Annotated in this window: 22 protein-coding genes and 1 riboswitch; of the genes, 11 read left to right on the forward strand and 11 right to left on the reverse strand. The window is 59.6% G+C overall.

The features are described 5' to 3' along the window. The first annotated feature begins 194 nt into the window (after window positions 1-194). On the forward strand, window positions 195-617 hold the full coding sequence (locus EVC45_RS19470; protein ID WP_248295186.1) for a hypothetical protein: 423 nt from the start codon (window positions 195-197) through the stop codon (window positions 615-617). Window positions 618-777: 160 nt separating this feature from the next. Here the strand turns inward: EVC45_RS19470 and EVC45_RS19475 are convergent, their stop codons facing one another. After that, window positions 778-2139, reverse strand: a complete 1362-nt coding sequence (locus EVC45_RS19475; protein ID WP_129959733.1) for a cell wall metabolism sensor histidine kinase WalK — start codon at window positions 2137-2139, stop codon at window positions 778-780. Next, window positions 2121-2777 carry a response regulator transcription factor gene (locus tag EVC45_RS19480; protein WP_129959735.1) on the reverse strand — a complete coding sequence of 219 codons (657 nt, stop codon included), beginning with the start codon at window positions 2775-2777 and terminating at the stop codon, window positions 2121-2123. Before EVC45_RS19480 ends, EVC45_RS19475 begins: the two co-directional genes overlap by 19 nt. Before the next feature lie 260 nt (window positions 2778-3037). Here EVC45_RS19480 and EVC45_RS19485 point away from each other — a divergent pair, with 260 nt between their 5' ends. The 5 genes from EVC45_RS19485 (at window position 3038) to chrA (ending at window position 12992) form a co-directional block, all read left to right on the forward strand. Next, a complete protein-coding gene (locus tag EVC45_RS19485; RefSeq protein ID WP_168991502.1) occupies window positions 3038-4237 on the forward strand; it encodes a TolC family protein in 1200 nt (399 codons plus the stop codon). Beyond that, window positions 4234-5262 carry an efflux RND transporter periplasmic adaptor subunit gene (locus tag EVC45_RS19490; protein ID WP_129959739.1) on the forward strand — a complete coding sequence of 343 codons (1029 nt, stop codon included), beginning with the start codon at window positions 4234-4236 and terminating at the stop codon, window positions 5260-5262. The genes EVC45_RS19485 and EVC45_RS19490 overlap by 4 nt, the downstream gene beginning before the upstream one ends. Continuing rightward, window positions 5262-8321 carry an efflux RND transporter permease subunit gene (locus EVC45_RS19495; RefSeq protein WP_248295187.1) on the forward strand — a complete coding sequence of 1020 codons (3060 nt, stop codon included), beginning with the start codon at window positions 5262-5264 and terminating at the stop codon, window positions 8319-8321. Before EVC45_RS19490 ends, EVC45_RS19495 begins: the two co-directional genes overlap by 1 nt. A 162-nt stretch (window positions 8322-8483) precedes the next feature. Then, entirely contained in the window at window positions 8484-11612 is a 3129-nt protein-coding gene (locus tag EVC45_RS19500; protein ID WP_248295195.1) for an HAD-IC family P-type ATPase, read from the forward strand. 132 nt (window positions 11613-11744) lie between these two features. Beyond that, complete coding sequence (chrA, locus tag EVC45_RS19505) at window positions 11745-12992, forward strand: chromate efflux transporter (protein WP_129959743.1); 1248 nt, start codon at window positions 11745-11747, stop codon at window positions 12990-12992. Here chrA and EVC45_RS19510 read toward each other — a convergent pair. The 3 genes from EVC45_RS19510 to EVC45_RS19520 are packed head-to-tail and all read right to left on the reverse strand — an operon-like array spanning window position 12966 to window position 14775. Continuing rightward, on the reverse strand, window positions 12966-13196 hold the full coding sequence (locus EVC45_RS19510; RefSeq protein WP_129959744.1) for a DUF1289 domain-containing protein: 231 nt from the start codon (window positions 13194-13196) through the stop codon (window positions 12966-12968). The two genes, chrA and EVC45_RS19510, sit on opposite strands and share 27 nt — an antisense overlap. 3 nt (window positions 13197-13199) lie before the next feature. Then, on the reverse strand, window positions 13200-14495 hold the full coding sequence (dmeF, locus tag EVC45_RS19515) for a CDF family Co(II)/Ni(II) efflux transporter DmeF (protein ID WP_129959746.1): 1296 nt from the start codon (window positions 14493-14495) through the stop codon (window positions 13200-13202). A 7-nt stretch (window positions 14496-14502) separates the two neighbouring features. Continuing rightward, window positions 14503-14775, reverse strand: coding sequence for a metal/formaldehyde-sensitive transcriptional repressor (locus EVC45_RS19520; protein WP_129959748.1), 273 nt, complete (start codon window positions 14773-14775; stop codon window positions 14503-14505). Between the two features lie 96 nt (window positions 14776-14871). After that, window positions 14872-15053: riboswitch (yybP-ykoY riboswitch) on the forward strand. A 12-nt stretch (window positions 15054-15065) separates the two neighbouring features. Here EVC45_RS19520 and EVC45_RS19525 point away from each other — a divergent pair. Continuing rightward, complete coding sequence (locus tag EVC45_RS19525; RefSeq protein WP_129959751.1) at window positions 15066-15653, forward strand: TMEM165/GDT1 family protein; 588 nt, start codon at window positions 15066-15068, stop codon at window positions 15651-15653. Window positions 15654-15858: 205 nt separating this feature from the next. Here EVC45_RS19525 and EVC45_RS19530 read toward each other — a convergent pair whose 3' ends face one another. The 4 genes from EVC45_RS19530 to EVC45_RS19545 are packed head-to-tail and all read right to left on the reverse strand — an operon-like array spanning window position 15859 to window position 19212. Next, the gene (locus tag EVC45_RS19530) at window positions 15859-16296 is read right to left on the reverse strand and encodes a chromate resistance protein ChrB domain-containing protein (RefSeq protein WP_129959753.1); all 438 of its coding nucleotides are present in this window, start codon (window positions 16294-16296) and stop codon (window positions 15859-15861) included. Beyond that, on the reverse strand, window positions 16293-17024 hold the full coding sequence (locus EVC45_RS19535; RefSeq protein ID WP_248295188.1) for a superoxide dismutase: 732 nt from the start codon (window positions 17022-17024) through the stop codon (window positions 16293-16295). Before EVC45_RS19535 ends, EVC45_RS19530 begins: the two co-directional genes overlap by 4 nt. A 29-nt stretch (window positions 17025-17053) precedes the next feature. Beyond that, the gene (locus EVC45_RS19540) at window positions 17054-18238 is read right to left on the reverse strand and encodes a chromate transporter (RefSeq protein WP_129959755.1); all 1185 of its coding nucleotides are present in this window, start codon (window positions 18236-18238) and stop codon (window positions 17054-17056) included. Further along, a complete protein-coding gene (locus EVC45_RS19545; protein WP_129959757.1) occupies window positions 18235-19212 on the reverse strand; it encodes a chromate resistance protein ChrB domain-containing protein in 978 nt (325 codons plus the stop codon). Before EVC45_RS19545 ends, EVC45_RS19540 begins: the two co-directional genes overlap by 4 nt. A 162-nt stretch (window positions 19213-19374) precedes the next feature. Here EVC45_RS19545 and EVC45_RS19550 point away from each other — a divergent pair, with 162 nt between their 5' ends. The 4 genes from EVC45_RS19550 to EVC45_RS19565 all read left to right on the forward strand — a co-directional run bounded on the left by EVC45_RS19550 (window position 19375) and on the right by EVC45_RS19565 (window position 22005). Next, the gene (locus tag EVC45_RS19550) at window positions 19375-20625 is read left to right on the forward strand and encodes an MFS transporter (RefSeq protein WP_129959759.1); all 1251 of its coding nucleotides are present in this window, start codon (window positions 19375-19377) and stop codon (window positions 20623-20625) included. 180 nt (window positions 20626-20805) lie between these two features. After that, entirely contained in the window at window positions 20806-21138 is a 333-nt protein-coding gene (locus EVC45_RS19555) for a metalloregulator ArsR/SmtB family transcription factor (RefSeq protein ID WP_129959761.1), read from the forward strand. Beyond that, window positions 21138-21572 (forward strand): YeeE/YedE family protein, encoded by a 435-nt coding sequence (locus EVC45_RS19560; RefSeq protein WP_129960006.1) that lies wholly within the window; start codon window positions 21138-21140, stop codon window positions 21570-21572. The genes EVC45_RS19555 and EVC45_RS19560 overlap by 1 nt, the downstream gene beginning before the upstream one ends. Window position 21573: 1 nt before the next feature. Beyond that, window positions 21574-22005, forward strand: a complete 432-nt coding sequence (locus EVC45_RS19565; protein ID WP_248295189.1) for a YeeE/YedE family protein — start codon at window positions 21574-21576, stop codon at window positions 22003-22005. A 367-nt stretch (window positions 22006-22372) separates the two neighbouring features. Here EVC45_RS19565 and EVC45_RS46780 read toward each other — a convergent pair whose 3' ends face one another. Both EVC45_RS46780 and EVC45_RS19575 read right to left on the reverse strand, forming a co-directional pair. After that, a complete protein-coding gene (locus tag EVC45_RS46780) occupies window positions 22373-22657 on the reverse strand; it encodes a hypothetical protein (protein ID WP_129959763.1) in 285 nt (94 codons plus the stop codon). Between the two features lie 150 nt (window positions 22658-22807). Continuing rightward, window positions 22808-23500 carry a glycine zipper 2TM domain-containing protein gene (locus tag EVC45_RS19575; RefSeq protein ID WP_129959766.1) on the reverse strand — a complete coding sequence of 231 codons (693 nt, stop codon included), beginning with the start codon at window positions 23498-23500 and terminating at the stop codon, window positions 22808-22810. Window positions 23501-23730 lie beyond the last annotated feature (230 nt).

Raw genomic sequence — 23730 nt, forward strand, 5'->3', positions numbered from 1 at the left:
TCTTCAACATCAACTACTCCAGTTTGGATCACACGTTTTACCCCAACTCTGTGTCCAGAAAAACCGGAGCCGCCGCAAGGAATTGAAGTTCTCTCCAATCGGTTTGTAATCACCTCGTCCGGGCGGCGCCAGTTCGTAAGACAGCCTCATCTCCGCACAGGCAACTTCAATGTTCTCCTTCGACGGAGCCGATCATGGCAAGCGAAGGCGATGCGTTGCTGGTCGTATCCGTTTATGACGGCGAGTTCTTCGGAGACTTGTCATCTCTCGTCAAGATTTGCGTCATCGAAGGAAGCACCACCTGCTGTGACAGGGAGTCCTTTTCGACCCTCGAAGAGACTTGGAAGTTGTTAGAGATGTGGGCCGAGAAGTGCGCGACACCGCCCCCGCGAGGCGACTGTTTCACTATTTTTATCTGTCGCAAAGACCGAGGCGATACGGAGGTCGAGCCGTTGGCACGGCTGGACGTGTTTGCGCACAACGGCGAAGCCACCACCTGCGTCGTGAGTCGGACTCCGAGTTGGGACACGGAGCGAGTTTGCTATCAGCCCGATGACGGCAGCGTCGCGATTGTGCTCAAAATCTTGCGGGCGAACCTGGGTCACACGGAATACTAGGTTGGTGTGCCGTCAAGTCTCCGCAATACGATGGTGGCTGTCGGTTCAACGAGAGAGTGTCCCGTTCGGGACACTTTGAGACCGCCCCCGAGTCTCCAACCGTGGGCACTGCTCACAGCATAGTCCAAGCCCCCATAACGCAACCTCGGCTTCAACGCCGCTATAGGCCGACCTTCGCACCTGCGCCGCCATCTTGTTTGCGTGGATGAAAGTAGCGGGCTCGGAACCCTCTGTCAACGTTCTCGAGCATCAACCGTCCCCCAGTTCGCCGCGCGACTTCAGAGACAATGGAAAGCCCAAGTCCGCTGCCCACCGACGTTGAATGGTCCATCCGATAGAAAGGTTCAAGCACCCGTTCCAGTTCGCCCTGTGGGATGCCCCTACCAGAGTCAAGAACCTCAAACATCACTTCGGTTTCCAGACACGAAACTGAGATATCAACCTTGCCGCCAACGGGAACATAACGCACGGCGTTATCAACAAGGTTTCTAAGAATCACGGCAACGGCCGCCTCGTCGAGCATCACCATGGTCTCGTCGAATCGCTCGAAGCCCTGGTCGACGTCCCGCTCGCGCGCCATAGGGAGGACGCTATTGACCGCGTCGGTCGCCAAGGCGCGCAGTGACACCGTCTGCATCTCTCGCGGTGTGGCCTGCTCTGAACGTGCAAGCTCGAGCAACTGCTCGACCAGTCGATGTGTTCGGCGAAGTCCGGATTGAAACGCCTTCAGTCTGGCACTCGCGTCGGTCGTGGAAATAGCGCTTCCGAGATTCTCGGCCTGCAGTGATAGCGCTGCCAACGGCGAGCGAAGTTCGTGTGCGGCACTCGCGACGAACCGGCGCTGATGGGTAATCGCAATGCGCAGGCGTTCTATCAGGCGGTTAATCGACCGGACAAAAGGCAAGACTTCGAGGGCAATGCCCTCCTCAGACAGCGTGTCGAGCGACGCCTCGGTCTGACGGTCGACCGCACCTGAAAGTCGAGTCAAGGGCGCGAGCTTCTTGCGCACGATAACGACGATAACGACGAATAGCGTAGGCAGCAGCAATAGCGTTGGAAACAGTGTTCTCATCGCGCCGTCACGGGCAATTTCATCGCGCAGCGCCGACGGCTCGGCAACCGCAATGCGTTCCCCGCTGCCGAGCGTCTGGATATTGACCCGCCATGTCTGTCCGCCACTTTCCATGTCATGTAACCCGTCGGAAATTGTCGCGGGAAAAATGAGTCCGGTTGCCCGCAGCATGCCCGTCGTGCCGTCACCGATTCTGTCGATAACGACTCTGACATCGTCGTTCGGCGAACTCACCACGGGTGTGGCCGAACCCGGGAGCGTCATCGCATGCCGGCCAATCAGTGCCGCAATTTCCTTTAGCTGGCCGTCCTGAAGCTCACTTGCCTCCTGGTAGGCGAAGACGAACGAAAGTCCGCAAGCAACAACGCCCGTTACGACAATGAAGCTGCCAATCCAGACCAGCAGCTGAAAAGTCAGCGAGCGTGGCCGATTCACTTGTCCACCAGCCATCCCACACCCCGTACGTTACGAATAACAGATGTCCCAAGCTTCTTCCGGATGCCGTGAATAAGCACTTCGACAGTATTGCTTTCGGCGCGCTCTTCCCATGCGTACAGCTTCTGTTCGAGCTGCTCGCGCGACAGAACAGTTCCGGGCCGCATCAGCAGGGCACTGAGCAAGGCGAACTCGCGGCTCGTGAGACGTGACTCCCTGCCTTCATACGTCGCAATATGAGTGGCTGCGTCGACCGTCAGATTTCCGGAGCTCATCGTCGAATCGTGATGCTCACCTAGCCGTCGGGTAACGGCCCGCAGCCGCGCAAGCAGTTCGCCGATTTCAAATGGCTTGACGAGATAATCGTCTGCGCCCGCATCGAGACCCACGATTCTGTCTTCGAGGCTATCGCGCGCGGTCAGAATGATGACGGGAACCCGGCTCCGCCCGGCTCTCAATGCACGCAGCATTTCCACGCCATCGCGCCCGGGCAGGTTGAGGTCGAGCAGCACGACATCGTGCTCTCGCCCCAACAATGCGCCCGTCGCGGCCTCACCATCTCGCACCCAATCGGGCGCGTAGGCGGCGTCCTTCAGCGCCTGGACAACCGCTTCCCCAATCATTTCGTCGTCTTCTATCAGAAGCACTCGCATGCGTCCCAGCGGCCCAGACCGCCTCTTAAGTGAAAAATAAGTGTCCCGACCTACCATCCGCAGCGTCGTTTTGCCGGATGTCCATCGTGGTCCACTGTTCGTACGATAGCAAACACGAATCATCGAATCTCGCGGATTCGGTGTCATACCCGCGCCGGGCGTGGCGAATCCTGCTCGCCTGTACTGGCTTGCTGGTCGTGGTCGGCTGTTCCAGCTACGAGCCCCGCCCGCTACCGGATTCGCCGCGATGGGCGACCGACATGGACGCCGGGGCCGCTCCGCTAACAGTCGACCAGGTCGTATCCGGCGCGCTCGGAGCCAGTCCGGATGTCCGCCGCGCCCAGAGAGAAGTGGACGTTGCCAAGGCCAGACGCTACGCGGACGGCCTGCTACCAGACCCGACACTGAGCTTCAGTACCGACCGTCCCGGCGCTGAGGGCTTCGTTCCGGCCTTCATGGTTGGGTTGAGCTATGAGTTGTCGGCGCTCGTCGACCGGCCCGCCAAGAACCGCGCAGCCGACGTCTTTCTCGACGAGAAGCAGCTCGCGCTCGAATGGACACGATGGCAGGTGGCGAATCACGCCTACGCGCTGTATGTGCAGAACGTCAGTCTTGAGCGCCTCGAGGCCGAGTCGGGACAGATGACCGCTCACCTGAACGATGTCTCAACCCGGATGGACACGGCGCTTGAACGCGCTGACGTGACACGGGACGCTGCCATGCTCGCACAAGCGCGCTATCGCGACAGCGCACAGGAATCCGGTGCGTTGCGGCAGGAGCATCTGAAGGCGATACAGGAACTCAATACGCTGCTGGGCCTACGCCCGGGCACCCGGCCCAAGCTCGCCGCTCCCCCTGAACCATCCGAGATTCCCCAGGATGTCATTGCACAGGCGCTCGTTGACGTGGGGCAGCACCGCCCTGATTTACTGGCGCTGCGCGCGGGCTACGACGAGCAGGACGAACGCTACCGGGCTGCGCTGCTGGGGCAGTTTCCAAAGCTGGATGTTGGCGTGACGCGTGGTCGCGACACCTCGGCCATCTACACGTCGGGCCTCACCCTCTCAGTGACGCTGCCTCTGTTCAATGGCAATCGAGGCAACATCGCCATCGAGAAGGCGACGCGGGAAACCCTATACGAGGAATACGTACAACGACTCAATGACGCATATACCGCCGTAGAGGGCATAACGGCAGACCTGAGACTGCTTCAGGAACAGCTGCGCACCGAGCGCGCGTCCGAATTTGCGCTCGAGGGTTCGCTCGACAAGGCGAAGCGTGCGTATGCTCGGGGAGACCTTGCGCTACCTGCGCTGGCTGACCTCGAGTCGCAGTACCTCACCCAGCGCATCGCCTCCGAAAAGCTGGCGAACTCGGTGCTTCAGCAGCATGTCTTGCTCTGTACGCTAATCGGTGTGAGCGCCATCGACCATCAACCGCTTCAACGGGCACTTCCATGAAGCTCAGCCAAATCATGACGCTTGCTGCAGTCATCGCCCTGCTTGGCAGCCAATATGCATCCGCTCAGGATGTCGTGGCGATGCCTGCCGTCCAGAGACATATGACGCAGACCCTGTCGGCACCGGCTCGTGTTCAAGCGGCATCGAACATTGTGCTCACGGCTTCGACTGCGGGCACGATATCTGGTCTGAGCGTCCTGCCCGGTGACACCGTGCGGCATGGGCAGGTTATCGCGCGCCTGACCGGGCCGGCGGTGCGCGCCGAAACCGCGCGTCTGACCTCCGAGCAGAAGTCGGCGGAAATCCGGGCAGCCACGGCCATGCAGGCGGCTACGATTGAACAGCAGAAGCTCGAAGACCAGCTCAGCACACGGGACGCCGCCGTTCGCGCACAGGCAGACCGCGATACGGCCCGTCAGCAGCTCTCTGCCGCGAAGGCGTCGGCCCGAAACTACGAAAGCCAGCTCTCCGTTGCGGCACCCCAGGCAGGTGTCGTGACCGCCGTGAGCGCGGCAGACGGACAGATGGTGAGCACCGGGCAGGCGCTCGTGACCGTAGCACCTTCCAGTGGTCTGTACGTCGTTGCGAATTTCTATGGCAACGATGCCTCGCGCGTCACGCCAGGCACCGAAGGCACTTTTTTGCCTGACGGTTCAAACGGGCCGCTTCAAGTTGTTGTGCAGCGCACGTCCCTGAGCGCAACCATGCCAGGACAGATGGACGCGTGGTTGAAACCAGTTGATGGTCGTGTTCTTCCCGCCGGCGCAGTTGGCACCTTGTCACTCAGCGCCACGACTGAAAAGCTTGCCGTTCCGGCCAGTGCGCTCGTGCTCGACGGTGGCCAATGGTGGGTTCTGGTTCACGACAAACGTGGCAACCAGCGCAGGCACGTCACTCCGGGGACTTCCGACAAGGGATGGACAGCTATCCAGCAGGGGCTCGCACCGGACGAACGGGTCGTGACGCAAGATGCCTATCTGCTCTTTCATCAGGACTTCGCCAAACGTTACCAGCAAGCCGACTGATGCCCAGCCAGAACATCCTCAACGACATCGTCAGGCGGCCATTGCTGTGGGTCATGCTCTATGCGGGCCTCATCGCATATGGGGTCTACGCACTCGTCAACATTCACGCCGAGGTCCTGCCGCAGTTCAACATGCCACAGGTGAGCATCGTCGCCCAGCTTCCTGGCGCAACGACACTCGACCTGGAGGGTCTCATTGCCCGTCCCGTCGAGGCGGAACTGACGTCGCTGCCATCGCTGAGCGACGTGCGGACAGTGATTGGACAAGGTTCAGTCAAGATTGAAGCACGCTTCACCGAGGGGACGACCGCGGCCAGCGCGCTGCAGGACGTGAATGGCGTGATTGGTCGCGTCAGTAGCAACTTGCCCAAAGGCGCCTCCCTGACGAGTGAGATTTCCGGTAACGCCATCAACGAAGTCGCAGACTACGCCGTGCAGATTCCGCCGGGAGTCGATTCATCGCGCGTGCAGCGTGTCATCGAAACCGATATCGTCCCGCGCATCCGGGCGGTTCAGGGTGTGCAGAGGGTGTCGGTCGCTGGACCCGGTGCCGACGCGATATGGGTTCGACCTGACCTGGCAAAAATGCAGCGATTCAACGTCTCGGTGTCGACGCTCGCGTCATCCCTCGATGCGGCAACGGCGATGGTTCCAAGCGGATATGTGGACCTCGGACACCAGGACATCTTCATCGAGGGACGCAGCCTTCCGGTGACGCCAGCCCAATATGCCGGCGTTGCCGTGCCTGCGTCCGGCGGCACGGTTCCGTTAAACGCGGTTGCCGACGTCACGCGGGCGGCGCCCCCTGCCCACCACGCAGTCACGCTCGACAACCAACCGACCATCGCACTGATTGTTTTCAAGCAGCCGGGTGCTTCCACCGTGCCTGTTGTCAAAGCCGTCGACAAGGCGCTGCATGAACTCGAACCGCAGTTGCCGGGTCGCTCGCGATTCGTGCAAATCTATAGCCAAGGCCATATTGTCGGCGTGGTGTCGGCCGATTTGACGCGCAATCTCGCCATCGGCGCGGTGCTGGCTGTGGCGGTCCTGTTCTGGATGCTCGGGGCGAGCCGCGGCATCTGGGCGCTCGCATTGAGCATTCCGCTGTCCCTGCTGCTTGGTATCGCTGGCCTGCATCTGACAGGCCAGAGCCTGAACCTGCTGACCTTCGGCGCCCTGTCGGTGGCGGTCGGTCTGCTCGCGGATGACGCCATCATCGTGCTCGAAAGCATTTATCACCGGTGGGAAGCCGGAGATGGTCGATGGGAAGGTGTCGCGCGCGGTCTGCGCGACATCGCGGGACCCGATATTTCAGGCACGATGACCACGGTTGCAGTCTTCCTGCCGCTTGCGTTTGTCGGGGGGCTGGCGGGGCTCTTCTTTGTCCCGTTCTCGCTGGCGATGACGCTCAGCCTGATTGCCTCGCTCCTCATCTCGCTGAGCCTGATTCCGCTCGTCCTCGGATTCGTGGGTCCGCGAATCGAGACACGGCCGACGTCCGGCTCGCGTGCGGTCGCCTGGCTCAAGCGTCACAATCTGCGGCTCTTTGAGTTTGCACTGCGCCGCCCGAGAATGTCACTCTGGGGCTGCGTCATCATCTTCGTCGTCTCGGTTGTCGGGCTTGTCCTTGTGCCAGTCGATTTCCTGCCGCTGCCGAACGAAGCGGTGTTGCTCGAAAGCTTTACGCTACCGCCCGGCACTGCATTGCATGACGCCCAGGATGCGGCAGACCGCATCTCGACACGACTTAAAGGGCTTCCGTCCGTCGCGCACGTGTTCGCGCGTGTCGGGTCGGCCTCGGGTACCTCGTACACCGAACCCGCGTATGCTGGGGAAATCCAGGTCGCGCTGAAGCCCGACGTGAATGTGGGCAACCTCAACGAAATCGGCAAGCAGATTCTTGATGCTTCAAATCTCCCCGGGGTCCAGACGATTGTCGGCACCCCGACGCTGGAGCGACTCGGCGAAACGCTTTCGGGCCTGCCTCAACCGTTCGTCATCGACCTGTATGGCAATTCCGTCGAGACGTTGCAGTCATTGTCGACCGAGGTCACGCAACGCCTGTCGACGGTTTCGAATCTTTCGGACGTATTTAACAACGACGGCTATCCCGTGACCGAACTGCAAATCACGCCGAGGACGGAGGCTCTTTCGCTTCACGGCATCACCGCCGCACAATTGTTCTCCCAGTTGCACATGCTGCTGGCAGGACAGACGGTCGCGACGGTGCCCGAGGGCAATGGACACCTAGACGTCTATGTCCGTCTTGCCGACCCGACCCATCTCTCGGTCGAACAACTCCGGCAGATTCCTGTGATGGCCAACGGATGGGCCGCCCTGGGCGACCTGGCGAACGTGTCGATGAAGACGGGTCCCAATGTCATCCGGCATCTGGACGGCCTGCGCGCCATCGAGATTCTCGCGACGCCCACCGCACCGCTCGGCCGGGTCATCTCGGAAGCAAAGAAGTCGCTTGCGACGCTGAAATTGCCGGCAGGTTACCAGGTGCAGTTCGGCGGTCTGTATCCGCAACTTGAGCGAGCTGCGCTGAATGTGGCCATCGCCGCCGTCATCGCGCTGGCACTCATGCTCGGCATCCTTACGCTGCAGTTTGATGGCTTCCTGGTCCCTGGCCTCCTGCTTTTGCAGATGCCGCTGGCATTTTCGGGAGGTGCAATCGCGCTTCTGGTCAGCGGCGTTGGCCTGAATGCCATTGGGCTCATCGCGTTTCTCACGCTGATTGGTGTGAGCCTGAATCACGGCATCGTTCTGCTGCAGATGGTTAAGCGCAACGAAGCGCAAGGGTTGACGGTTGTCGACGCGGTGAGGGAGGCGGTTGAGGTACGGTTCCGGCCCATCCTGCTGACAGTGCTGACCGCTTCGCTCGGCCTGCTGCCCACGGCACTGGGGTTCGGCAAAGGTGCAGCACCGGAGCAGGGACTGGCCATCGTCACGCTGGGCGGCTTAGCCTGGAGCGGCCTGCTTAGTACGAACCTGTTGCCCGCGTTGTATGTCTACCGGCGAGAGAAACAGTTACGTAAGGGTTCAACGGTGAGATGACGGCACGCATCCAATTGCATGGCATTACCGTGGGCTTGCGCCGTTGACCCACATCAATGCGACCGAGCCGTAGATAGCCGGTAATGGATGTACGCAGGAATCGAGCCATCGGGGACCGCTCTCCGCTTGGCGTTCAGGTAACGACTGGATATTTCCTTGACCATGCCGGCGCCGGACAATCGCAAATCGGGTCGCTTCCACTGGCGCGCCGGAGCGTCATCGACGGAAAAATCGGGCACGCAAACACTTAAAGCAAGGTCCGTCGGCGACATTATCCGAAGCAACGTCTTCACGAGGTTCAACGCCCTGCTTGGTGGACTATGTCTGGTCGTGCTTATTGCTGGCCAATGGCAGGATGCCCTATTCGGTGGCGTTCTGGTTGCCAATACGGCAATCGGCATTCTTCAGGAACTACGCTCAAGGCAAAAACTCGCGCGACTCGCATTGCTCAGCCAACCCAAAGTGCGGGTCCGTCGGTCGAGCGCAATGGCGGAAGTGAGCGCGTCGGAACTTGTCGTCGGTGACCACATTGAAGTGGCAGCAGGAGACCAGATAGTCGTGGACGGTATCGTCTCCGAGTCAGGCTCCCTCGAGATAGACGAATCCCTTCTGACGGGAGAGTCAGAGGCGGTAGCAAAGACTGCAGGCGCTAGCGTCATGTCGGGCAGCTTCGTTGTATCCGGTCAGGGCAACTATCGCGCAACGCGGGTCGGCTCGGACGCGTACGCCCATCGACTGGCAGCCGAAGCAAGACGATTCGAACCGACGCGGTCCCAGCTGCGAGCAGGCATTGACATCATATTGCGTCACGTCGGCTGGGCAATCGCTCCCGTTTCGCTTCTTCTGGTGGTGAACCAGCTGTCAGCTGGTGTGTCGGCCGCGAAGGCAGTCGTTTTCTCCGCCGGTGGCGTTGTCGGAATGGTGCCGGAGGGACTCGTCCTGCTTACAAGCGTTGCGATGGCCACTGGCGCCATGCGGCTCGCCAAGCGAAACGCTTTGACGCAAGAGCTCGCCGCGACCGAGACACTCGCGCGGGTAGATGTGCTTTGCCTCGACAAGACAGGTACCTTGACGACCGGAAAGCCGTTTTTCGAGCGGGTCGAGATGCTTACGCCGAATACCGATGCAATCAGTGCGCTCGGTGCGCTGGCGGGCGCGGACCTCGCGCCGAACGCCACGCTTCGCGCAATTGCGGTCGCATGTCCGGCACTTTCTGATTGGCGTGCGACGGAAGCACTGCCGTTCTCGGCCGCGCGCAAATGGTCCGCGGCGAGCTTCGAGGGAAGGCAGACGTGGGTTCTGGGCGCTCCAGATGTTCTTTTGCCTTCTTCGGCACCGAATGAGGGTGCGCTGCAACTTGCCGCCCAGTACGCGAGTTCGGGCAACCGCGTGTTGCTCCTGGGGACGTCACCGCAGCCTCTCCGGGAGAACGACCTTCCGACAGATCTTCAGCCGGTTGCGTTGGTCCTGCTCGGAGAAGAACTCAAGGAGGACGCGCTTGCCGCACTGGGTTTCTTTGCAAAACAGGGAGTGGCAGTAAAGGTCATCTCGGGGGACCACGCGGCAACGGCAGGCAATGTTGCGAGACGAGCGGGTTTGAAAAATTCCGAAATCGCCTTTGATGCCAGAAATCAACCTGAGCACCCGGAGTCGCTGAAGGATGCGGTTGAGCGCCATACCGTATTCGGACGAACGACGCCCCAGCACAAGAAGGCAATGGTCGCCGCGTTGCAGGCAAACGGTCATACCGTCGCCATGATAGGCGACGGAGTCAACGATGTGCTTGCGCTGAAGCAGGCAGACATTGGTATCGCAATGGGTAGCGGTTCAGGGGCCGCCCGCACGGTCGCGCAACTTGTGCTGGTCGATGACCGTCTTGCGTCGCTACCGGCTATTGTGGGCGAGGGGCGGCGAATCATTGGCAACGTCGAGCGTCTGGCAAACCTCTTCGTGACCAAAACTGTATACGCGATGCTGCTCGCAATTGCCGTGGGTATTGCCGACCTGCCGTTCCCTTTCCTTCCGCGGCACCTCACTCTTGTGGGCGCATTGACGATAGGCATACCTGCCTTCCTGCTATCCATGGAGGCCGGTGGCGACCGCGTCAAGCCCGGCTTCATTGGGCGAGTGATGCGATTCGCCGTTCCGGCAGGTCTTGTGGCCGCCATTGGCACATTCGCAGCCTATTTCACGGTGTTTCAATATGAAAACGGAGGCCTTGAAAGCGCGCGGACAATGGCCGCCATCGCATTGTTCTGCGTCGCATTGTGGACCCTATACCTGTTGTCCAGGCCGGTGAATCTTTTTCGGGCGCTATCGATTGGCGCAATGACTGCATGCTTCGTCCTGGTCGTCGCATTGCGGCCACTCCGAACGTTCTTCAACCTCTCGCTGCCGTCACCGATGATGCTGCTCACATCGGCCGTCGTGGTGCTGGTAGCCACCTTTGCACTCAAGCGGGTCGTCGACAAACTTTCGGCCGCGACATTTGCGCCCGGAAGCGAGATTGGCATGTCCAGCGGACAGAGGATTACCTGGCATCTGATTTACGAGCGCATCGGCGTCCGCAACCTGCTTGTTGCAACTGTACTGGTGATTGGTGGCGTGTGGCTCTTCTTTGGCGTGCTCGAGGATGTCGTCAGTCATGACCCGCTGGTAGACGTGGACGTTGCTATTCACGCCGCCATGCAGCGCCTTCGCTTTCCCGCCCTCGATTCGGTGATGGTCGCTGCGTCGGAACTCGGCGACGCGGCGGTCACCGTCCCTGTGATTTTCGTCGTGCTCGGCTGGTTCGTCTGGCAGCGCGAATTGCGAAGTGCTCTTTACTGGATAGCAGCAATCGGGTTAGCTGAAGTCTTCGTCGAGACGGTGAAGTTCGTCATTCAGCGGCCCCGGCCGACGTTGATTTACGAGGGTGTGCACAGTTTCTCGTTCCCGAGTAACCACGCAACACTGAGCGTCGTCACCTACGGTCTTCTTGCTTACTTCGTCGCGCGTACCTATCGCGGCGTATGGCGCCAGCGCATTGCCATAGCAGCGGGCCTTCTCATTGCGCTCATCTCATTTTCGCGTCTCTACCTCGGAGCCCACTGGTTCTCGGACATCCTCGCTGGCATCAGTTTTGGTATCGCGTGTATCGCCTCGGTGGCCTTACTTCACCATGTTGGCGACGGCGGCAGAAGCAAGACGCTTTCCCTGGGTGTTGCGACAATGGTCGCCCTCTTGCTCACCGCGGGCACATACATTTTCATGCAACACAGTGCCGACCTGATTCGGTATGCGCCGAGGTAGCTCGGCTGCGTCCGCTATCCGATTTTGGTTCATATCCTCTCCATTTAGTTGCAGCTTCTGCGAAAATTGCCCGCGCTCGTGAGCGACCCGCGACGCATCCTTAAAGTTTGAAAGGTTCTGGAGTGCTTGGGCATGCAACCTGATGGGCAATTGCAATCAAACTCGACGACATCGAATACGGGCCATACTCGACCTGAAGAAAACCACTCGTCTCCGTGGTTTCTGTTTTTGCTCTTTCTCCGGCTTGGAATGACCAGCTTCGGTGGTCCCGCGGCCCATCTTGGATACTTCCGCAACGAATTTGTGACCCGCCGTCAATGGATTGACGAGCACACATACAGCGATATCGTCGCGTTATGTCAGTTCCTGCCGGGTCCGGGAAGCAGTCAGGTGGGGATTGCGATTGGGCGCCTGCGCGGTGGCATCATGGGTGCGTTTGCCGCATGGCTCGGATTCACGCTGCCTTCGGTGATATTGCTCGTCTGCTTTGCATATGGGTACGGGCGCCTGGCCGATACGGCGTCCAGCCATTTACTTCACGGGCTGAAGCTGGCAGCTCTCGCAGTTGTCGCGCAGGCGGTATGGTCGATGGGTCGGTCTCTGTGTCCCGACAAGGCACGGGCGACGATTGCGGTCCTGGCTGCCGTGCTGGTCGTTACCCTCGGCGCAACGACCGGGCAAATTGCCGCTATTGTTCTCGCCGGCATCTGCGGCGCGGTGTTCCTCCACTCCGTCACAGAAGTCCCGCCGTCGCCAGTAGGCATGCCGGGCACGCGAAGCGAGGCTTTCGTTTGCCTGATATTGTTCATCGGGCTCCTTGCAGGGCTCCCTGTGGCTGCAGCCCTTGCCCATCAATACTGGCTGGAACTTTTCGCGAGTTTCTATCGCGTTGGGTCTCTGGTATTCGGTGGCGGTCACGTCGTCTTGCCGATGCTTCAGGCCGTTGTTGTTCCCCACGGCTGGGTGTCGGCCAATCAATTCCTTGCGGGCTATGGCGCAGCTCAAGCCATCCCTGGCCCACTTTTCACGTTTGCTGCATTCCTTGGCGCCGTAAGCCAAGGCCGCCCAAACGGGCCTGTTGGCGCGGCATTGGCAACAGTGGCGATTTTTTTGCCGTCCTTTCTGCTTGTGGGTGCGGCATTGCCCCTATGGGGAAAGCTTCGCAGCCTTCGCGCCATGCGCCGAGCCATGGCAGCAATCAATGCGGCCGTGGTTGGAATTCTTCTCGCTGCTCTGTACAACCCCGTATGGACAAGCGCTGTTCACAGCGCACCTGACTTCTGTCTTGCCGCTTTCGCACTCTTGCTTCTTACGTGGTGGCGTTGTCCATCGTGGGCGGTCGTATTATTGACCTCAGTCGCAGCGTGGTTCTTCGCTTGATGCACACGTATCAACGTTGGATATAGATGATTCACGTTTCAGCTTTGCCTGTCGCCGGGACCTGTCATTGAGAACCTGATGACGGCGGTGGTCGGTCATCTTCTTCCATTCCCGGATTTCTTCGCGCGTTCGAAGACAACCAACACAGAAGCCTGTCTTGCCATCAAGGGTGCATACATCAATGCACGGCGAATTTACTGCCATTGCTCAGACCGCCATTCGCGTCGGATTCACTTCCACTGTCACGTGCGAAAGTCCCTTGAAACGCCTTAGAGCCGCGTGATAGAAGCTCGGACCGCGCTGCGCTTCATTAGTCGCAACCGATATGACAGCACTCATGTGGCCTGGACCGAGGCGCCACACATGAAGGTCGAGCACCTTGTCACCGTTGTCTTCAATCGCGTGACGGACGTTGTCAGCCATTCGTCGGTCCTGACTCATGTCGAGCAGAATGCCCCCTGTATCGCGCATCAGGCCCCATGACCAGTTCGCAATCACCAGTGCGCCGATAACGCCCGCGAGCGGGTCCATCCAGAGCCAGCCATATGCGCGTGCGAGCAAGAGGCCGATGATTGCAAGAACCGACACGGCTGCGTCTGCCATGACGTGAATGTACGCGGACCGAATATTGTGGTCACGAGTCGCAGCAGCCTGTGCATCATCGTGAGTGTGCTCATGCTCTTCGAATTCGATTTGATGTTCGCCATCTGGCAGGCGAACGACCGCTTTGAATGCATGAGGCTCTGGAATCGCTTCTTTCGATTCAAGGTAATCGCCCCAATCAGCAAACGAAAAGGTGTGACGCGTGCCGTCAGGTCGAATCGTCGTGACAGAAACAGCATCCGCGGTCAGCCTCGAAGTCGTTGCCTCGGGCGTAATCCGGAACACCGGCGGTACGCCATCTTCAAAGATGGACACGGCGAACACTCCGGAGCTATTGAAGATGCGTTGAACCTCATCCTCGTGGGTGTGTTCGTCTTCATGGGCGTGGACGTGGCTGTGCCCATGACCGTGGCTATGTCCATGACTGTGACCATGATGACCGCCGCTCAGCAACCAGACACTGGCAAGATTGACCAGCAGGCCGACCACGGCGATGGGAATCGCCTGGCTGAAGTGGATGGGCACGGGTGAGATGAAGCGCAATATAGCCTCGTATCCAATCAGCAGGGCAATCATGGCCAGCACGATGGCGCTGGTAAAGCCTGCAAGGTCACCCAACTTGCCAGTCCCGAAAACGAATCGCGAGTCCGTAGCGTGCTTGCGGGCATACGTGTAGGCCAGCGCCGCTATCAACATCGCGCCGGCATGCGTCGACATGTGCAAACCGTCGGCGACGAGCGCCAGTGAGCCAAACAGGCTGCCACCCACGATTTCAGCCACCATCATCGCGCTGCACAGCGCAATAACCATCCAGGTCCTGCGCTCGTTCTCTTCGTGGCCTGCACCCAGGAAGATGTGGTCGTGTCCCGCCCCGAAGGCGGTGTTCTCAAACTCGTTCATACCCGTCTCACTTGAAGTAGCTGTGGACTACTTCGATTAACTGCTCGGTCCCACTGCCATGTTCGTCGTTTGGCTCGGCGTCCACGAGATGAGTGCGTATGTGGTCTTCCAGCACGACGGCAAGCAACCCATTCATCGCGCCTCGACAACTGGTGACTTGCTGCAGCACGTCCATACAGCCGCGCTCTTCCTCTAGCGCGCGCTCAATGGCCTCAACCTGCCCCTTTATTCGACGAATGCGGTTCAGTAGCTTCTGCTTCTCGCGAATCGTATGGCTCACATTTAACCTCCCGTTTGCGGCCGCAGTGTAGCATCAATAGGGTGGGGGGGTATACTAAAATGAGATTGACCGTCGCACACACTCGCCTGTAGAATCGCAGCACTCTTCGGGGAGTAGCCGCTCCGGACGCGATGTCCGGGGGCACACGTCAACATACTTGTTTGCCTTCGGGCGACATGGCGCGTGCAGCATGAGCCTGGCAAGACCGACGACGTACATCCCCACCTAGCCGGGTCGCGGGGTTGTGTGTCGTCGCGTATTGACCGTGCGGCCCGGTTACGAAAAACCCAATGGAATCCTTTCTCGTCTCGACTAGCGTCGTGGCCCTCGCCGAAATTGGCGACAAAACCCAACTGCTTTCGCTGGTTCTCGCTGCGCGTTACCGCAAGCCCGTTCCAATCATTCTCGGCGTCTTCGTTGCAACACTAGTCAACCACGGATTTTCAGGCGCGCTTGGTGCGTGGCTCGCCAGTGTTATCGACCCCAAAGTGATGAACTGGGCAGTGGTTGCTTCGTTCGGGCTGATGGCCATCTGGATTCTCATTCCTGACAAGCTCGACGAGGCGGATGCTGTCACAAAGGGGCATATGGGCGTGTTCGGCACCACGGTGGTGACGTTCTTTCTCGCGGAAATGGGCGACAAGACGCAGATTGTGACGGTGGCCCTAGCCGCGCGCTTCCATGAATTTTTCGGGGTCGTCGCCGGTACGACGCTAGGCATGATGCTCGCCAATGTTCCGGTCATTTATCTGGGTCACAAATTCGCGGACCGACTGCCAACAAAGGCTGTGCACGCAGTGGCAGCTGTCATTTTCGTTGTTCTAGGAGGCTTTGCACTTAGAACAGCGCTGTATCCGCAGGCACACCCGATGTTTTGACGCATCGCTGCACTACAGTGCTCGCATTGCAACTATCTCTGTGGGAGTTGGTCCTCTAGCGCCGCCGCTTGCGGGCTCGACAACACGCGTCGCGCTGATACGAAGAAATCCGAGGGAGACTCCCGTTGGGGAGCGGTCGATGGCATCGGGTGAGAAGCCATCTATTGCGCCGTTGAGGCTCGGCTCATCTTTACATCTGTGGTGGTCAGCGATGCGTTTCGTCTTGGCAGCCCTCGCACCATGCGTAAAGCGCGTCGTACATCACCATCCCGTATCGGAGCATTTCATGGTCGTCAGAAAATTTCTTGGACAGACCAAGCGATATCGCGTACAGCCCGGCTGACTGTGGCGTCAGGTCAAGCCGGGATGTGTCCGCGCCTCGCACAATAGCCGCAAGTCGCTTAAGCGGTGGGGCATTGAGCTTGTACTTTGCGAGTAAGGCATCGAAGCTGCACAACTCGCCGACATGTGAAAGTTCGACGCCCGGGATGTCATAAGGCACCGCGCCTTGAGCCTCTGCTACAGCAAGTACGTCCTTTGCCGGAACGTAGATGAATTCCGGAGCGTCGTCGATGAAACGCGCGATGAGCCATGGGCACGCAACGCGGTCAATCTTCGGTCGCTCTCGCGTGACCCATTTCATGACTGCCTCCGGCTCATCTGCGCAGTCTGCAACCGCAAAGCCGCGTTGTCCCAGTTGAGGAGACTCGTCAACTGGCTGAGATACTCGGCTCGCTTGTTCTGATACTTCAGGTAATACGCGTGCTCGAAGACGTCGAGAACCAGCAACGGCTGGATGCCCCAGGCCGTCAGCTTCTGATGGTTCTCACATTGAAGAATCATTATCCGGTCAGTCGTGGGGTGATATCCGACAATACCCCAGCCGGACGCTTCGACAGCAGCAGTCGCGGCAAGGAGTTGCGCCTTGAACTTGGCGTACGAGCCGAAGTCGCGGTCTATCGCTTTAGCGAAAGCCCCTGATGGTTCACCACCCTTGCCCGAAATGCTCGTCCAGTAGACCGTATGCAGGATATGACTCGAGAGCTGATATGCCAGCTCTTTCGTGTAGTACTTCACGAGCGCGAAATCGTTGGATTCGCGTGCCTTGGCGAGCGACTCTTCTGCCTTGTTCGCAGCTGTGGCTGCCGGTTTGTGATGAAAGGTGTAGTGGAGCTCGACTGTGCGCGCATCTATATGCGGCTCGAGCGCATCATAGGCAAAGGGCAACGGTGCAGCCTCGTATTTCCCGTTCGCATCCGTCAGCCTGTCCATGTAGCCCGCGGTCTCGGTGGCACCTGCACCAGTGGTTGCCATCATGACCCCTGCACCGGCGAGGCCCGCCTGCTGAATGAAATCTCTTCGTGTTGCCATGATGCCTCCGTGAATACGGCAGCAAGTTTTCAGCCGGGGGGCGCGTGCAGTAGCGGATAAGCGACAAGGCCGAAGACGGCAGCTGCGATGACAATGACGGGCTCCTGCAGCTTCTTGAAACGCCAGAGCAGTAAAACCGTTGCGAGCATCACTACTGCAGTCGGCACATCAACGATTGAACGTTTCGCGATGACCAGCACGGAGCCAGAGATAGCGCCAATAGCCGCCGCCGTGATGCCGTCGACGAATGCCTTGACGGCGGGTAGGTGGCCATATTTCTTGACGTAAGGCGCGGGTAGAACAGTGAACAGATAGCAAGGGAGAAAGGTGCCGAGTGCCGCAACGCAGGCACCAGCCAGACCGGCAACCAGATAACCGATAAACCCGACCGTAATAACGACGGGGCCCGGCGTAATCATGGCAACGGCGACCGCGTCGACAAACTGTCGCTCGGTCAGCCAGTGGTGTTCCGTGACGACACCTCCATAGAGGAACGGTACGATAGCGAGCCCCGAGCCGAAAACGAAGGCACCGGCCTTCGCAAAGAAGACACCTATTTGCCCGAGAAGCGAAAGGTCCAACCCACTTACCAAGCCGCTTATCAAAGGTAGATTTGCGAACGTAAATCCATTCAACGTGCCCTTGTGCAGCCACCTCGGAGGTGCGCGTAGAAACCAACCGATAAGACCTGCAGCGATGAACAGCCACGCAATCTCAGACTCGCTAACGAACGTAACAACCAGAAGAGTTACATAGATTGCCCAGAGCAACCGGTCCGAGCCTACGGTCTTTCGTGTGAGCTTGTACGCGCTCATCGCGATGATGCCGACGACGGATGCGCCAACACCATAGAAGACTGCCTGCATCCACGAAAGGCCGCCGAAATGAGCGTACGCCCAACCAAGGGCAATGACCATGAGGAATGATGGCAAGACGAACGCAATGCCAACCAGCGTTGCACCCAGAATTCTGAAGTGCACATAACCAAGGTACATGGCGAGCTGCGCCGCCATCGGTCCGGGCGCCAGTTGTGCGAGCGTGAGCCCCTCTTTGTAGTCAGCCTCGGTAATCCATTCACGCCTCTCGACCAGGTCCCGGCGCATGTAGCCGGCGAGCGCGACGGGCCCGCCAAATCCGAACGTGCCGAGACGCAGCATGTACATGACGAGCTGGGTCAACGTGTAGGCCGGCACCGATTGGTTGCCTCGGTTCATCGTTTGCCCCCCGACTCGGCTTTCGCGTTCGCCGCAAAATGTGCAAGCAGCGAGTCGAGCACGAGGCTCATCTCTGACAGCATTTCGTTGTCGTTCAGACCGCGCTGCTTCGCCCCGGTCATCACGGCTTCGAAGCCAACGGCTTCGGGCACCGCTGGACCGCCTATATCGAGCGCATGAACCATCTTCCCGAGCTCGACCAATCCAGGTTCCTCGTCGAGACCAAAACTCGCGACAAGTACTTCGAACGTCACCCGGTCTCCGACGTGCGTGAACGGAGCACCATCGAAATCAAAACCAAGCGCGGCCGGCGGACAGTCAGCCGGAGAAGACAACCACAGGAAGGTCGGACTCTTATCGATGAAGCGATGAATAAGCCACGCACTCGCCACCCGGTCGACCCACAGCCGCTGCCGCGTCGCCCATGTGCGGCCCTGGTAATCCTCCCGACGCAGAGAACGGATGTCGGCTTCCGCGGAATGCGGTTCGCCGGGCGACAGAATGGTGTCCGCCAACGCTACGAAGTCCTGCCAGGCCGCTTCAGCGCGGGTTCCTGCTTCATTGGGAAAGAAATCGACGGCAACAAGGGCGTCGTAGTCCTTTCTCGTCCGTCGCAGCAGTCGTTCGACTTCCGCCGGCGAAAGCGCCGAAAGGGTCTTCCGGGTGTCTGCTAGAGCACGCACGAAGGCGCTGTATTCCTCACTCCTGTCAAACAGGGACTGAAACAGGCGACGCTGTTCCTCGTCCCTGCTGCCTACGCGGATGAGATGAGCCGTTCCACCGGCATCGTCGATTCCACGCGCCAGCTCGAGGAGCTCTACTTCCGGAGCGGCTGTAACAGGCAGCAGGTAAGCGCCGTCCCGCAGGACGGCACAGCCTCTGGCTTTTAAAGCTCGCCAGAACCGCATCCGAGCAGTGGCGTTATCGGTCGGAAAGGTCAGGACCAAGAGAAACCAGTCAACGATTGAGGTCATGTAACTTAGTCTACTTCACTGTAGAGAGCGTTACAATATGCCGGTAGCGTAATGGGTCGTCCCTGAACCCGGCCGGCTCGCACGCCAGCAGCAGCCATCTGGTGCCAGACCGAAACGCGACCGAGCAACGGCGCTTTCGGTCGCTGATATCGAAGAGTGAGCATGTCCTTTTCCGCAAATGCTCGAAGTTTTCGCGGATTGGCCTCGCGTCTCGTGTTGCCGCCCGGCACTGGCGGGGAAACCTCTCGAGTCCTTGCGGGACGGTCTTTGCGCGGCTTTTGCGATGGGTACGTGGCCGTGCTCTTGCCTGTGTATTTGCTCGCACTGGGATTCGGGCAGTTGGAGGTCGGCCTACTCAGCAGCGCTACGTTAATTGGCTCAGCACTGGCGACCACTGCTGTCGGCATCATTGGGCATCGGTACCCGCTTCGCCGGATGTTGCTTGGTGCCGCCGTCCTGATGACTGCAACCGGGTTGGGCTTCGCCGGGCTGTCTTCATGGTGGCCGTTACTCCTCATCGCATTCGTCGGAACGCTCAACCCCAGTTCTGGGGATGTCAGCCTGTTTTTGCCGCTCGAACAGTCGCGCCTGTCCGAGACGGCCGAACCGGACGTGAGGACCGCAGTTTTCGCACGCTACAGTCTGGCTGGGGCTTTATCAGCCGCGGTCGGAGCTTTTGCGGCAGCAATGCCAGCATGGTTGGTTTCGCGCGTGGGATTCGACATGCTGACCGGACTGCGGATGATGTTCGTCGTTTACGCCCTCGTTGGAGCACTGCTTTACTGGCTCTACCGTGGCCTGCCAGAATCCAAAACGAGCTCAAATCGGGTCGGTGTTCCGCTGGGGCCATCTCGCCATGTTGTAACCCGATTGGCGCTCCTCTTTAGCGTGGATGCTTTTGCAGGCGGCCTAGTTGTGAACTCGTTGCTCTCGCTGTGGTTGCTGCAGCGCTTCGGAGTGTCACTTGGCATTGCGGCACAGTTCTTTTTCTGGGCCGGATTGTTGACTGCGGTTTCCCAGTTGGTAGCCGTTCCGTTGGCGCGGAAAGTGGGGCTCCTCAACACGATGGTGTTCACGCATATTCCGGCGAGCATCTGCCTAATTGGCGCAGCGTTTTCCTCTTCTCTATGGGTGACCCTTATGCTTTTGCTGGTGCGCAGTGCCCTTTCCCAGATGGATGTCCCCACTCGCACGGCGTACGTAATGTCCGCGGTAACGCCGCCAGAGCGTCCGGCCGCAGCGAGTTTCACTGCGGTACCACGGAGCCTCGCCTCGGCAATCGGACCAACGCTGGCCGGCGCGTTGCTTGCAGCGGGATATGTCAGCGCTCCGCTGGCGGCATGCGGCGTGCTAAAAATCACCTATGACCTCACGCTGCTGCGCGCGTTTCGGCGCGTGAAGCTTGCACACTAGAGCATTTACCGCTTGGCTCGCAGAACCACTGACCGGACATTAGATAGGGTTTCAGCGTGCCGGGTCTTCCAGCTAGCAACTGCAGGTCGGGGGCTACCTGACCACATCCTCAGAGGTGACATTCTATTTGCAAACATTATATTGATTAATATAACGTATTTGTATATATTGAATGTGGCTATGAAACTGTCCCATCTGACCATCGACCTCGCCACGATGCAGTCCGCAGCCTCGGACGCGTGCGCCTTGCTGAAAGTGCTCGCCAATACGGACCGTCTGCTGCTGATGTGCCAGCTTTCCCAAGGCGAGCTGTCCGTTGGCGAGCTGGAGGAACAGCTCGGCATCCGGCAGCCAACCCTTTCGCAGCAGTTGGGCGTGCTCCGGGAAAACGGTCTCGTGGCGACGCGCCGTGACGGCAAGAGCATTTTTTATTCGGTGGCAAGCCCGCAGGCGCTTGCCGTCATGGCCGTGCTGTATGAACAGTTCTGCGCCAATCCTTCTCGGGGCAAATGATGCTGATTGACCTCACCCATTTCACGCCCGGCCTGTCGCTGACGGGAGGCCTTCTCATCGGTCTGGCTGCGGCCATGCTGGTGCTATTCAATGGCCGCATTGCCGGCATCAGCGGCATCTTCGGTGGCCTGCTGACCTGGCCGCGCAATGACATCGGCTGGCGCGTCGCATTCGTCGCAGGCCTCATCGGTGCTCCGGTCATAGCAGGCCTGCTTGGCAAACCAGCAGTAGCGGATATCGAGGCGGGCTGGGGCGAAATCCTCGTCGCCGGATTTCTTGTGGGCATCGGCACCCGCTATGCCAGCGGCTGCACCAGCGGCCACGGCGTCTGCGGTCTGTCACGCGGCTCCGTCCGCTCGCTGGTCGCCACCGCGACCTTCATGGTGGCGGGTTTCCTGACCGTCCTTGTGCAACGACATCTGATTGGAGGCTGACGTGGCAGCCCTCACCGCACTTCTCGCAGGCCTGCTTTTCGGGTTTGGCCTGATGGTTTCTGGCATGGCCAACCCGGCCAAGGTGCTGGGATTCCTCGACCTCGCAGGCCGGTGGGACCCGTCTTTGGCGTTTGTGATGGCAGGAGCCATCGCAGTTGGGTCACTTGCATGCTTCTTTGCGCGTCGCACCAAGAGGTCACTCCTCGGGTTACCGATGCAGCTTCCTACCAGCAAAACCATCACCCTACGCCTCGTCCTCGGCAGCGCCGCCTTTGGTATCGGCTGGGGTCTGGCAGGTTTCTGTCCGGGTCCTGCGTTGGTCGCCCTAGGTGCCGGCTACCCGAAGGCCATCGGATTCGTGGCAGCGATGGTGGCGGGTATGGTCGTCTTTGAACTCGTCGAACGGACGAAACCTGGCGTGCAACGGGCTTAGGCAAGATACACGGCAACGGGGTCTCGCTGGTCGCACGGAACCCGTATCGTGAAACCGACGATTTGGTCTGGTGAGACTGTCGGACCCGGTGCCGGAATCGCGTGGCCAAGTGGCCAAGTCGATAGCCGCTTACCTGGTTCGCTCTGTCTTCGATTCCGGATTTGCCGTTAGACCTTTGATAACCGGAGGAATGGCTGTGAGTAACTGCCTGCGTCAGTGAGGGTGAACGCCACAATATGGACGCAAGGCGAGTCCGGCTATGGCTACGGCATTTGCTGGTATGTATAAAATGGCCCTTGCCGAGGAAGAGCCGCGCTCAGTTCAGTCCGCTACCAATCACAGGCTGTCGAGGAACTGCAGCGGCAAATCAGTCGTCGTCCTCGTGATGATGGTGTTCCCATCCACGGTGCCGGCCGTGGTCATGCCATCGGCGCTCGTCGCGGTAATCGTCGTCATAGCGATATCCGTAGCCATAAACCGGAGCCGGCGCGTAGACCACCGGGGGCGGCGCTTCATACACGACCGGCGGTGGTGCGACATACATTGGCCCAGGAACGCCCAGATAAACGCCGATGTCCGCGTGAGCGAAAGCCGCGCTCGAAGCACAGGCAGCGGAAATTCCCACTGCGATAAGAAGATTAGTGCGATTCATGGAGTTGTCCTGCGCTGTCGGGTTCTGGCGGGTGCCAGACAACGACGAACGACGCTGATTGTGGGGCTGCCAAGCCGCGGAAGATACAGTCGGATTGTCAATTCTGTAACCGGCAGTAAGCGTAAAGGTCTCGCCTATATCGCAGGGTGATTACGACGCGCTGAGGGAGTCGCCCGAGACATGAACGCGCTCACCGACCTGGACCTGTGGCTGCGTCGAATAGTTGAAGTTTCGGTAGCTGCCGTCCTGCATCCTCACCTGTACCTGGTAGCTCGTCGCTTTGCGTACAGCATGCTCGATGCCATTGCCCGCAAGACCACCGCCGACGGCACCGGCAATCGTTGCCACAACGCGACCGCGTCCTCCGCCAATCTGATTTCCCAACAGCCCACCGGCGACTGCCCCGCCTACGGCCCCGAGACCCGTGGTCGCCTCGGGTTCCTGAAGTGTATTGACGGCGACGACTTCGCCAACGTTCGGGTCAACGGCGACTGACCTCGGAGCGTGTTGTGCCGACGATTGATACGCGTCGTTGTTCGCATACCTTTGGGGCTGCTCAACTGACACAGTATGGTGATGATGGACGCTCGGCTGGGGCGCTTCCTCCCGGGTCACACGTTGCTTCACGTCCGGTTGCGGCGAAGCAGCCGGTGCGCTGGCAATTTGTGCCGCGACGGGCATCGCTTGCGTCGGCGGAACCGTCACAGCTCGGGACGTCGGAAGAATGCCTGTCATCGCCGCGATACCCGTAGCGCTGGCGAGGATGACCGCCACGGCTGCGCCAGCAACCAAAGGGTGAATGCGACTACGCTGCGGTGAACTGGAAGTCAGGTTGGTGCTCATGTCGCGCTCCGTTGAGGTGTGTCAGCAAGAACGCCACAGGCGAGTGAGCGGTGCACCGGACCAGTGTGAGATTTGTAAGCAGTTGTAGTGCTCCACGGAGGGTTGAAGGAAAAGTGTCCTCAAGGGCGAACCGTAGAAGAGTCAAGGACAGCCACGCCAGGGCGAACTCTGTATTGCATCTGTCCGTCCAAGATAGTCCGCACGAGTAAATTGCACGCAGTCTTGGCCGA

The organism is Paraburkholderia sp. UYCP14C (assembly GCF_004197395.1).
GTDB lineage: Bacteria > Pseudomonadota > Gammaproteobacteria > Burkholderiales > Burkholderiaceae > Paraburkholderia.